This is a genomic window from Amycolatopsis sp. WAC 01416 (assembly GCF_003947485.1).
Lineage (GTDB): Bacteria > Actinomycetota > Actinomycetes > Mycobacteriales > Pseudonocardiaceae > Amycolatopsis.
The window spans coordinates 673604-686137 of record NZ_QHHX01000003.1 but is presented as its reverse complement, the minus strand read 5'-3'; the positions used below and the strand labels follow the sequence as shown (position 1 = coordinate 686137).

Below are 12534 nucleotides of genomic sequence, written 5' to 3'. Positions count from 1 at the left end.
TCTAACCCGAAACGCCACTCACGACCCCGTCACCGCTTCAGCGCTCGAGCTTGGGGATGGTGGTCCGAGTGGATTCGGCCGGCGCCTCGGCCTTGTCGGCGCGCAGTTCCTCGATCCGCTCGACCAGAGTGGCCACTGTGGACGCTTCGAACAGCGTCTTCATCGCCAGCCGCGTGCCGGTGGCCTTGCGCACCTGGGCGATGAGCTGGATGGCGACCAGCGAGTTGCCGCCGAGGGCGAAGAAGTCGTCGTGGACGCCGATCTTCTCCACGCCGAGCAGCTCGGTCCACTGGCGGGCGATCTCGGCCTCCAGGTCGGTGCGCGGGGCGACGTAGTCGTCCTCCGACACCTTCACCGATGCTTCGTCGGGTTCGTCAAGCTCCTCGACACCGACCTGGTGCTCGATCAGCTCCCGCACCGGGAGGGTGGTGATCACCACCTGCCCGCCGAGGCCGGGGGCCAGCGCCCGGACGAACGCCTCGGCGCCGTCCACCGGCCGGATCCCGGTCGACGCCTTGTCCACAGTGGACACGGTGGACACTGCGGACTCTGGCGCCGCCGAAGTCAGGCCGCCGCCGACGGCCTCCTGATCCACCTGCCGCAGCACGAAGTCCTCGATCGTGACGAGCACGCGGCCGGTCTCGTCGCACAGCGAGAGGTCGGCCGCCACCACCTGGTCGCCGCCGGAGTCGCGGTAGCGCAGGTGGCTGCGGAAACTCGCCGGGAGCGCGTCGTGCACGACGATCCGGCCGTAGCTCATCGGCAGATAGGTGCCGCTCCCCCGGCCTCGGCCGAACGCGGTTGCGACGTCGAGCAGCGCCGGGTGCAGCCCCCACGCGCCGGTGTCGCCCGCCGCCGCGTCGGGAGCCGTGATCGTGGCCAGCTCCTCCTGTGCGCCGATGCGGTGTTCGCGCAGCGCCGCCCAGCGCGAGCCGAAGGTCACCATGCTGGTGCGGCCGGTGCCGAAACCGTGCCCGTCGTCGATCGGCTCGGTCCGCGCGGTCACCGCTTCGATGTCCACAGTGGACGTCGTCTCGGCCGCGACCCATCCGGCGGAACCGCGCACGTGGGTCCGGCTCGCGCCGGCGACGTGGCTGGTCACGGTGAAGTCGTCGCCGTCGAACTCCACGCGGTACTCCGCGGTGGCACCGTCCGGGACGCCGAACGGCTCCAGGAACGCGACATCTCGCAGCTCGACGACGTGCCCGTCACCGGGCTTCGGCAGCGCCGCGGCCACCGCCGCGCGGACGGTCTCCAGGTGTCCCGTGCCCGGTACCACCGGCACCCCGGCGATCCGGTGCTCGTCGAGCAGCCAGTGCGTGGCCGCCGAGACGAGCCCGTGCGCGCCGTCCTCGGTGCGCGTGGTGAGCACGGGGTGCTCGACCGGGCCGAGCGACCGCGACCGGGCGGTGCGGATCGTGGTCGGAGCGGCCACTTCCGCGGCCATGCCGACCTCGTCCCAGCCACCCCAGGCGTGCGACACGAGCCGCGCGCGCCAGCCGTGATTTCCCCGCGCGTAGGCGTCGAGGAAGTTGTTGGCGGCGCAGTAATCGACCTGCCCGATGCCGCCCGCCACCGCGGTGATCGACGAGCACAGCGCGACGAAGTCCATCGGCAGGTCGGCGAACGCCTCGGCCAGAGCCAGCGTCCCGGCGATCTTCGGGGCCAGCACGGCCTCGGCCGCGGCTCGCTCCTTCACCTCGGCGACGCCGCCGCCGGGCAACCCGGCGGCGTGCACGATCCCGTCGAGGCCGCCGAACTCGCGCTCGGCCAGCTCACGGACCTCGCGCAGGCGCGCCGCGTCGGTGACGTCGACGGCGGCGACGTGCACCACCGCGCCCGCGGCCTCCATCCGCCGGACGGCGAGCATCGTGCGCCCGGCACGGTCGGAGCCGCCGTGCGCGGCGAGGTGCGCGTCCCACTCCGCCCGCGGCGGCAGCCCGGCGCGGGAGAGGAGCACGAGCTTCGCCCGCACCCGGCGGGCGAGGTCCTCGGCGAGCGTGATGCCGATACCGCCGGTCCCGCCCGTGATCAGGTACCGGCCACCGTCCCGCAACACCGGCTCGGCGGTCGCGGGCAGTTCGAGCTGGGTGTAGTCCAGGACCCAGCGGCGGCCGGAGCGCAGCGCGACCTCGGCCGCCGCGTCAGCCGGGCGGAACAGCTCGGCGACGGCATCGACCACGTCGATGACGTCGATCCGGCGCACCACCGTGCCCGCGACCTCCAGCGGCACCACCCGGGCGATGCCGGCGAGGGTCGCGTGCTCGGGGCGGGTCAGGTCGGTGCCGGTGACGTCGGCGGTTCCGGTGCTCAGCACGTCGATCCGCACCGGCTCGCCCCAAGCCTGGACGAGGTTGAGCAGGCTGAAGAACCCGTGGTCCTGTGCGGCCATGCCGCGCTCGTCCCCGGCCAGCGTCCAGGCGTGCACGATCCGCTCGGGCCGGGCGGGCAGCGCGGCCACGAGCGCGTCGTAGTCCTCGCGCACCCCGGGCCGGACGGTGAAACCGGTCTCCGTCGCGGCGAAACCGTCGCCGGGTCGCACCTCGGTGACCGTCACACCCTCGTCGCGCAGCAGACCGGGCAGGACGTCGTCGGCGGCGAAGACGAGCGCGTTCGCGAAGGGCTCGCGTCTCAGGTCCGGTTCCGCCTGCCGCCACGCCGGGACCGCGAACCACTCGGACAGGGGCAGCGGACCGCTTCGCCGCACGGGCTGGGTGGCCGTGGCCGGGTCCGGATCGACCCAGTACCGCTTGCGCGCGTACGGGTAGCCGGGCAGCGGTACCCGGTGGCCGGGCGCGCCGAACATGCGCGGTTCGAGGGAAACCCCGTTCGTCCACAAGAGACCGGCCGCGCCATACAGGGTTTCGACGTCACCGATCCGCTCGGTGCGGCCCGGCAGGCTCGGCTGCGGTGCGGGCATCCCCTTCGGCACTTGGCCGCGGGCCAGCCCGGACAGCTGATGACCCGGGCCGCATTCGACGAGCGCCCAGCGCCCGCCGCGCGCGAACAGATTCTTGACGCAGTCGCCGAACCGGACGGCCTGACGCAGGTGGGAGGCCCAGTAGGCGGGGTCGGTGGCCTGGGCGTCGGTGATCCAGTCGCCGGTGACGTTCGACAGGAACGGCAGCGCGGGCGCGGTGCGGGCGACGCCGGCGCCGGCGGCGGTGAACTCGGCGAGGATCGGGTCCATCATCGGCGAGTGGAAGGCATGCGAGGTCACCAGCTCGCGGCACTGGACGCCGCTGGCCTTGAGTGTCGCCGCGAAGTCCGCGATCGCGTCGGATGGCCCGGCCACGACACACGTGCCGGGACCGTTCAGCCCGGCGACCGCGAGGGCGCCCGGCAGCCGCGTGCTGACGCTCTCCTCGTCGAGCTGGACGGCCAGCATCGCCCCGGCGGGCATCGACTGCATCAGGCGGCCGCGCGTGGCGACCAGGTTCAGCGCGTCCGGCAGGGTGAAGACCCCGGCGACGGTGGCGGCGACGTACTCGCCGACCGAGTGACCGATCATCGCCGAGGGCCGCACGCCCCAGCTCTGCCACAGCTTCGCCAGCGCGTACTCGACGACGAACAGCGCGGGCTGGGTCACGCGGGTTTCCCGCAGCGCCTGCTCGCCACCGCGCCCGAAGATCAGGTCGCGCAACTCCGGCAGCTCGGATTCGAGCAGCCGCAGGCACTCGTCGACGGCCGCGGCGAACACCGGCTCGGCCTCGTACAGCTCTGCGCCCATCCCGGCGTACTGGGAACCCTGGCCAGGGAACAAGAACGCCACGTTCGTCTCCCCGGCCAGTGCGGACACGAGCCGCCGGGAGTCCCGCAGCCCGTCGACCGCGTCCTCGGAGTCACGGGCGACGACGACCGCGCGGTGCGGGTACTCGGTGCGCCCGGCGGCCAGGGTGTGGGCCACGTCGGCGAGGTCGAGGTCGACGTCTCCGGCCAGCCGCTCAGCCAGCCGGTCGACAGCGGCCGAGAGCGCTTCGGCGGTATTGGCCGACACCCGCAGCAGGTGCGCCGGATGCGGCGTCCGGGTCCGCTCGAGGACCGGCGCCTCCTCCAGCACGACGTGCGCGTTGGTGCCGCCGACGCCGAACGAGCTGACGCCCGCCCGCCGCGGTGCCTGGCCCGCCTCCCACTTCGTCACCTCGCGCGCCGGGTAGAACGGGCTCGCCGGGAAGTCGATACCGGGGTTGGGTTCGTGGTAGTTGATGGTCGGCGGGATCAGCCCGTGCTCCATGACGAGCACGGCCTTGATCAACGAGACCACGCCCGCCGCCTGCGACAGGTGGCCGATGTTGGACTTCACCGAGCCGATCGCGCACCAGCCGGTGTCCGCGACCCTGTCTCCGTACACAGTGGACAGTGCGGTGATCTCGATCGGGTCGCCCAGCGCGGTTCCGGTGCCGTGCGCCTCGACGTAGCCGACGGTGCGCGGGTCGACACCGGCCATGCCGACGGCCTGCGCGACCGCCTCGGTCTGTCCGGACACGCTGGGCGCGGAGAAGCCGACCTTGGTGGCGCCGTCGTTGTTGATCGCGTTGCCCAGCACGACGGCCCGGATGTGGTCGCCGTCCTCGATCGCCTGCGACAGCCGCTTCACCAGCACGACTCCGACGCCACTGCTCCACACCGTGCCGTTGGCGCCGGCGTCGAACGCGCGCACGTGGCCGTCCGGTGAGGTGAAGCCGTCGACGCCCATGTAGCCGACGCCGTGCGGCATCTCCACGTTGACCCCGCCCGCCAGCGCCATGTCGCACTCGCCGTTGCGCAGCGCCTCGCAGGCCAGGTGCACCGCGACCAGGGACGTCGAGCAGGCGGTGAACACCGCGAGGCTCGGGCCGCGCAGGTTGAGCTTGTACGACACCGAGGTCGTCAGGTAGCTCGGCTGGTTGCCGGTCGAGATACCGATACCGCCGTGCTGCGAGGCGAGGAGCCGCTCGTTGCGCATCAGGTTCTCGGTCAGGTATCCGGTGCCCCCGGACCCGCCGTAGACGCCGATCGCGCCGTCGAACCGGGCCGGGTCGTAGCCCGCGTCGGTCAGCGCGGCGTGGCACGACTGGAGGAACAGCCGATGCTGCGGGTCGGTGATCTCGGCCTCACGGCTGGTCATGCCGAACAGCTCGGCGTCGAACTCGTCGAAGCCGTCGACCACGGCGGTGGCGTTCACCCAGCTCGGATCGTCCACAGTGTCCGGTGCGGCGCCGCGGGCGATCATCTCCTCGCGGGTGGCGGGCACGATCGACTCGACGCCGTCGACGAGGTTGCGCCAGAACTGCCGCGCGTCACGCGCGCCGGGCACGCGAATGTCGAGTCCGACGATCGCGATCGGTTCGGCTCCGGGATCGCCGGTGCCGGTTTCGGGGAGGTGGTTCACGGTGGTGCTCCTATCAGGTGCCGGCCGGGCCGGCGGTGCGACGGGGTCTTCTGGTCTGGGTGCGGCTGCGGCGGGCGGCGACGCGCTCGGCGGCGCGGGCCAGCTCCGGGACGGCGGCGCCGCCGGAGTGCAGGTGCGCGGCGAGGGCGCGGACGGTGGGGTGGGTGAACAGGTCGACCAACGGGATCCGGCGGGCGAGCCGGGCGGTGACCTGGGCGTGCACCCGTGCCAGGGCGAGCGAATTCCCGCCCACGTCGAAGAAGTTTTCGGCGTTCCCGACTTCGGCGACACCGAGGACTTCGCACCAGGCACGGGCGATCACGGCCTCGGTCACGGCGAGCGCCGCCGGATCCGCGGCCACCGACGGCGGCCGTGTCCGAGCACGGGTCATCGCGGCGGGCGCGGCGGTGCGGACGCCCGCCCGCGGCAGTTCCGGCACGCTCGTCCCGACCGGCGCGTCCGGCGCCGCGGCCAGCGCGCCGAGCAGCGCGACGTAGTCCTCGGCGAGCCCGGCCATCCGGGTGTGGTCGAACAGGTCCGGGTTGTACAGCAGTTCGACGCCGTCGTCGTGGACGTACACCGTGAGGTCGAACGGCGACCCCGGCTTGTCGACCGGCAGCCACGCCGACCGCACGCCGGGCAGGTCCAGCCCCGGCTCGGTGAAGTTCAGGACGTTGAACATCACCTGCACGAGCGGGGCGTGCGCGGGATCGCGGGGCACGCCGAGGGCCTCGACGAGCCGCTCGACCGGCGCGGCCGGATGCGCGGTCGCGGCGAGGAGTTCGGCGCCGCCGTCGCGGACGTGCGTGGCGAAGTCCGCGGCGTCGTCGGCTCGCAGCCGCACCGGCACGATGTCCACGAAGAACCCCGCGACCTCCTGGCACTCGGCGAGCTGCCGGTCCGCGACGACCGTGGCGACCAGGTGGTCGGTCGCGCCGGTCAGCCGCCGCAGCAGCTGGCCGAACGCGGCGAGCAGCACCCCGGCGCGCGTCGTGCCGGTGCGGGCGGCCAGCGCCCGGACCGACTCGGCGGCACCGTCCGGAAAGGACTGACGCAGGCTCGCGCCCCGGTAGGTCTGCACGGCCGGGCGCGGCCGATCCCGTGGAATGTCCACTGTGGCCGGTGCACCGGCGAGATGCCCGGTCCACCAGGCGACGTCGACGGCCTCCCGGCGTTCGTCGCGTCCGGCCCGCCACACCGCGTAGTCCGCATAGGACGCCACCGGCGGCGGCAGCGGCTCGCCCCGGTAGGCCGCCGACAGGTCGGCGCACAGCAGCTCCTGCGACCAGCCGTCGAACACCGCGTGATGCAGCGTGAAGCCGAGCACATGCTCCGCCTCGCCGAGCCGGTAAAGCCTTACGCGCCAGGGAGCCTCGCGGTCGAGGTGCACCGGCGTCGCGGCGTCGGCGGCCAGCCGGGCGCGCAGTCCGCCCTCGGTCACCGGCGCCACCGGCAGCGGAACGTCCGACGGTGGCAGGAGATCCGCCAGCGGCGAGCCGTCGACGGCCCGGATCCGCCAGCGGAGCACGTCGTGCCGCTCGGCGACCGCGCGCAAGGCGTGGCGCAGCGCGTCGACGTCCAGCGCGCCGGTCAGCCGGAACGCCATCGCGATGTTGTACGGCGCGGCGTCCGGCGCGAGCTGGTCGAGGAACCACAGCCGCCGCTGCGGCGGGGACAGCGCGGGCGCGTGCCCGGTGGTCAGCCCCGGCCCGGTCAGCGGCAGTGCGGCCGCCACCCGCCGGGTGAGCCCGTCGAGAGTGCCGGCGGCGAGGACGTCCTCCGTGGCGACGTCCGCGGCCAGCTCCGCCCGCAGCGCCGCGACCAGGCGCATCGCGGCGATCGAATTCCCGCCCGAGGACAGGAAATCCGTCCCCGCGCCGTCGCCGAGCACCCGCCGCCAGATCGCCGCGACCGCGCGTTCGGCCGGGGTGCCGAGCGGGCCGAGATCCTCCCGTTGTCCCGCCAGCACAGCTTCGGCCAGGTCGCGCAACGCGGGCCGGTCGATCTTGCCGGTGACCGGGTTGACCGGCAGGCGGTCGAGCACCCGGACCGCGGCCGGGCGCATCGCCGCGGTGAGCAGGTCCCGGCCGATTGTGTCCACATCGGACGGTGCGGACTCCGGTGCCAGGAAGGCCACCAGCCGGGTGCCCGCCTGCCCGGGGACGGCCACCACGGCGGCGGCGTCGACGTCCCGGTGAGTCGTGAGCGCGGCCTCCACCTCGCCCAGCTCGATCCGCTGGCCGCGGACCTTCACCTGGCGGTCGGCGCGGCCGGCGAACTCGAGACGGCCGTCGGGCAGCTCGCGGACCAGGTCGCCGGTGCGGTAGAGCCGTTCCCCCGGCGTCATCGGGTCGTCGACGAACTTCGCGGCGGTCAGCTCCGGGCTGCCGAGGTAGCCGAGCGCGAGGCCAGGGCCGCCGATGAGCAGCTCGCCGATCTCGCCGGGCGCGACCGGCCGCAGCTCGGCGTCCGCGACGTACGCCCGGTGGTTCGGCGTCGGGCGGCCGAGCGGCAGTGGGTCGGCTGGGATGCCGGTGACCTCGTCGGTGACGACCACGACGGTGGTTTCGGTGGGGCCGTAGGCGTTGAAGAACCGCCGTCCCGGCAGCCAGCGCGCGGCGAGCTCCGCGGGCACCGGCTCGCCACCGCAGGCGATGACGCGCCAGCCGGGAACGGCCGCGGGGTCCAGCATGGACAGCAGCGTCGGCGTGACGAAACCCCACTCGACGTCGTGCTCGACGAGGAACCGCCGCAGCCGTTCGGGATCGGCGCGGTCGGCGGCGCCGGCGAGCTGGACCGATCCGCCGTGCGCCAGTGGGACGAACACGTCCATGGTGAAGGCGTCGAAGGCGAGTGAGGAGATGCCGAGCGACCGGGCACCGGGCCGGACCCCGAGAGCGGCGGCGAACCCGGTGACGAACGCGACCACGTTGCGGTGACTGGTCAGCACGCCCTTGGGGCGGCCGGTGGAGCCGGAGGTGTAGAGGAGGTGGACGAGGTCGTCCGGCCCGGCGGGGCAGTCGACAGGCCCGTCGGCGGGCGGGGGCACGTCGAGAGTTTCGATGCCTTCAGTGGCGCCGAATTCGGCCCGCGCGCAGTCGCCGACGACAAGGGAGATCCCGGCGTCCTCGGCGATTTCGGCCAGCCGTGTCTTCGGGCCGCCGGGTTCGAGCGGCACGTAGGCGGCCCCGGACAGCAGCACGCCCACGACGGTCGAGATCAGCTCCGGCCGCCGGTCGGCGCAGACGCCGACGCGGGTGCCGGGCCCGGCACCCCGAGCCTGCAGCAGCCGGGCGACGCCGGTCGCCGACGCGACCAGTTCGCGGTAGGTCAGCCGGACGTCACCCTGCCGGACGGCGACGGCATGCGGGGTGCGCGCGGCCTGGGCGAGGATCAGCCCGGTGAGCGTGGTGTCCGGATAGGACAGTGGCGGGCCGTGGCCACCCACGACGGGCAAGGTGTCGGTCACCGAGGGGTCTCCTGGTCGGTTGTGTGGTGAGGCAGTGGGTCGATCCAGTGCCGCTCTCGTTGGAACGGATAGCCCGGCAAGGGGACGCGGCCGGGATCGCCGTCCGCTACCCCTTCGATCTCGCCGCCCGCGACCCAGTGGGCGGCCATGTCCCGCTCCGCCCCGGCCGGGCCCTCGACGTCGGTTCCGTTCGCCAGCGCCGCATCGAGCGCGGCGACCGCCGACGCGACCGAGTCCGCCACCACGGCGGCCCGGCACGCGAACGCCCGCCGCACCGAAAGCGTGTACGCCGCGTCCCTGAGGTCCGGAGCGTCCGTGGCGAGCCGGTCGCGCAGCCGGGACACCGCCTCGCGCAACGCCTTCGCGTCACGCGCGGACACCGGCAACACGAACGGACCGCCGGCCGCCTGCCGTGGCGGGCCGGCAGGGGCCTCCTCCACGATCACGTGCACGTTCGTGCCGCCCATGCCGAACGAGCTGACCCCGGCCACCCGCCGCTCGCGGGCAGGCCAGTCGGTGGCCTTCGCCGGGACGTACCAGGGGCCGCCCGCCAGGTCGACCTCCGGGTGCGGGGCGGTGAAGTGCAGGTTCGGCGGGATGACGCCGTGCCGCACGGACAACACGGCCTTGATCAGCCCGGCGATGCCCGCCGCCGCGTCGAGGTGCCCGATGTTCGTCTTCACCGAACCCAGCGCACACGTTTCGGGTGGTGTGTCCCCGTAGACGCGGTTGAGCGCGGCCACCTCGATCGCGTCGCCGAGCGGGGTGCCGCTGCCGTGGGCTTCGAGCAGCGCGACCTCGTCCGGGGCGACCTCCGCGACGGCCAGCGCCTCGGCCACCGCGGCAGCCTGCCCGGCCGGCCCCGGAACGGCGTAGCCCGCACGGTCCGGGCCGTCGTTGGTGATCGCCCAGCCGGGCAGCACGGCGTAAACGTGGTCGCGGTCGGCGAGTGCGTCCGCCAGCCGCCGCAACACGACCACCCCGGCGCCGGAGCTGAACCCGGCCCCCGCCGCGGCGACGTCGAACGCGCGGCACCGGCCGTCCGGTGAGGCGAGCCCGCCGCCGCGGTACCGCGGCCACGTCACGCTCGCCCCGCCGGCCAGCGCGACGTCGCACCGATAGTCCGCGAGGCTCTGCGCGGCCAGCGCCACCGCCGCGAGCGAGCTGGAGCACGCGCTCTGCACGGCTACCGCGGGCCCGGTCAGCCCCAGCCGGTAGGCGACCTGGCCGGGCAGGTGGTCGGTGAGCTGGCGGCCGGTCAGCCGCCCCTCCCAGTCGTCGGGGTCGACGTCGCCGGTCACCGCCGGGTTGCCGAACAGGTGGAACAGGAAGTAGCGGTTCACCGAGGCGGCCGTGAACACCCCGACCGGCCCGGTCTCGGCGGCAGGGTCGCGTCCGGCGTCTTCGAGTGCCTGCCAGGCCGTTTCGAGGAACAGCCGGTGCTGCGGGTCGGTCCGCGCGGCTTCGACGGCGGTGAACCCGAAGAACCCGGCGTCGAACTCCTCGACGCCCTCGATCCGGCCTCCCGCCCGCACATACGCCGGGTCGGCACGCAGGCGCGGCCCGATGCCCAGCGCCGCCAGCTCGTCGTCGGCGTAGTCGTGGATCGAGTCGACGCCCGCGCAGAGGTTCCACCAGAACGAGGCGGCGTCCGGCGCGCCGGGGAACCGGCAGGCCAGCCCGACGACGGCGATGAGATCCCCGGCCTGCTCCTCCGCGGTGACCGGCTGCGAAGTGTCCGAAGTGGACTCCGTGAGCCAGGCGGCCTGCCCGGCGATCGTCGTACGCTCGAACAAAGCGAGCAGCGGGACGTCCACCCCGAACTCGTCGGCCAGCTCAGCCTGCACGCGGCCGAGCCGCAGCGAGTCGCCGCCGGCGTCGAAGAACGCCTCGGTGCGCCCGACCCGGCCACGGCCCAGCACCGCGCACCAGATCCGGTGCACACGTTCCTCGGCAGGGGTCAGCCGCTCGGCTGGGACGGTCGCGGCCGACCGCGGGTCCGGAAGCGCCAGTTCGTCGAGTTTTCCGGTGACGGTCAGCGGAAACCCGTCCAGCACCGCGACGGCCGCGGGGACCGAGTAGCCGGGCAGGACGTCCGCCAGCGCGGCCCTCAGCACCCTGCCGTCCGGACGCGGGCCTGCCGCAGTCACGTAGGCGAGCAGGTCGCCGGCGCGCACGATCGCGCGGGCTTCGGCCACGCCGGGCTGTTCGGCGAGCCGGGCCTCGATCTCGGTCAACTCCACCCGGAAGCCGCGCACCTTGACCTGCCGGTCCAGCCGACCGAGACAGACGAGGTTCCCGTCCGGGAGCAGCCTGCCGAGGTCGCCGGTCCGGTAACGACGGCCGCCGTCGGACGTCACCCCGAACGCCGGGCTCGGCTGGTCGAGGTAGCCGTCGACGAGGTGCCGCCCGCGCACTTCGAGTTCGCCGCTGTCCAGCACGGTGAGCGTGAACCCGGGCAGCGGGCGCCCGATCGGCAGCGGCCCGTCGGCGTCCGGGTCCAGCTCGGCGGCGGTCGTCCGGTAGTGCGCGGCGAAAGTCACCTCGGTGGCGCCGTAGCCGTTGACGAACACGCACTCCGGCGCGAACCGGCCGCGGCGGACGTCGGCGTGGGTCGCCTGCTCGCCGCCGAGCAGCACGGTCCGCACGGACGGGAGGCCGGTCTCGCCGAGGACGTCGAGCAGATGCCGGTAGACCGTGGGCGTCGAGTGGTAGACGGTCACCTCGTGCCTGGCCAGCTCGCGCGCGGCGTGGGTGAGGCCGTGCGCGCGCAGGTCGACGGGTACGAGCGCGGCGCCGGTGAGCAGTGCCGGGTACAGGTCCGGGATCGCCGCGTCGAAGCCGAACGAAGCGAGCAGGCTGAGCCGGTCGGCCGCGGTGATGCCGAGCGCGGCGATCTGGTTGTCCACGACGTGCAGGAGGTTGCGGTGGGTCTGCGCGACGGCCTTCGGACGGCCGGTGGACCCGGAGGTGAACAGCACGTACGCCACGCTGTCCGGATCGGTTTGGGGCACCGGGAGCGCCGCGGTCTCCGTGCCCGAGCGCACGAGCCGAGCGGATCCGTTACGGCACAAGTACTCCGCCAGCTCGTCGTACTCCGGATCCGCGAGCACGGCGGTCACCCGCGCGGCCGTGAGCTGGTACTCGAGACGCTCTCGGGGGAAGGTCGGGTCCAGCGGGACGTAGGTGCAGCCCGCGGCGAGGGCGCCGAAGATCGCCGCGATCGCGGCGCTGCCGTGCCCGGTGACCAGCCCGACCCGCTCCCCCGGCCGGACACCGGCGTCACGCAACCGCAGCGCTCGGCCGCCCGCGAGCCCGGCAAGCCGGGCGTAGGTGAGCCCTGTGCCGTGCTCGAAGACCGCGATCCGGTCGGGCGATTGCCGGGCGTGCACGTCGAATCGGCTGACACAGCCGGCTTGTGTCATCGGGCGTCGAGCAGTCGCTCCGAGGTTTTTCGGGCGCGCGACAACAACGGCGTGGACTTCATCTTGCTCCCCAGTGAACATTCAGGTGAAGAATTACGCAAGGTTAAGACGACCGGCCGCGCGACGGAATACGAATTTCGTTGATTTGGTTCGAATGGCCTACTGATCTTGGACCATACGGTGCAGTTATCGCCGTCTTGTGACCGGATCGGCCACCAAGACCACGCTTCGCAACCGGCCACCGGCCACCATCGACACTCGATCGACTA

At 73.6% G+C, this 12534-nt stretch carries 3 protein-coding genes; all 3 read right to left on the bottom strand.

Annotated elements, in window-relative coordinates; genetic code table 11:
- Positions 1-37: 37 nt before the first annotated feature.
- From DL990_RS13065 to DL990_RS13055, 3 genes are read right to left on the bottom strand one after another with little or no spacing between them, the layout of a single operon-like run.
- Complete coding sequence (locus DL990_RS13065) at positions 38-5371, bottom strand: type I polyketide synthase (RefSeq protein WP_125798801.1); 5334 nt, start codon at positions 5369-5371, stop codon at positions 38-40.
- Between the two features lie 13 nt (positions 5372-5384).
- The gene (locus DL990_RS13060; RefSeq protein ID WP_125798800.1) at positions 5385-8840 is read right to left on the bottom strand and encodes a non-ribosomal peptide synthetase; all 3456 of its coding nucleotides are present in this window, start codon (positions 8838-8840) and stop codon (positions 5385-5387) included.
- Positions 8837-12265, bottom strand: a complete 3429-nt coding sequence (locus tag DL990_RS13055) for an amino acid adenylation domain-containing protein (RefSeq protein ID WP_125798799.1) — start codon at positions 12263-12265, stop codon at positions 8837-8839. Before DL990_RS13055 ends, DL990_RS13060 begins: the two co-directional genes overlap by 4 nt.
- Positions 12266-12534 lie beyond the last annotated feature (269 nt).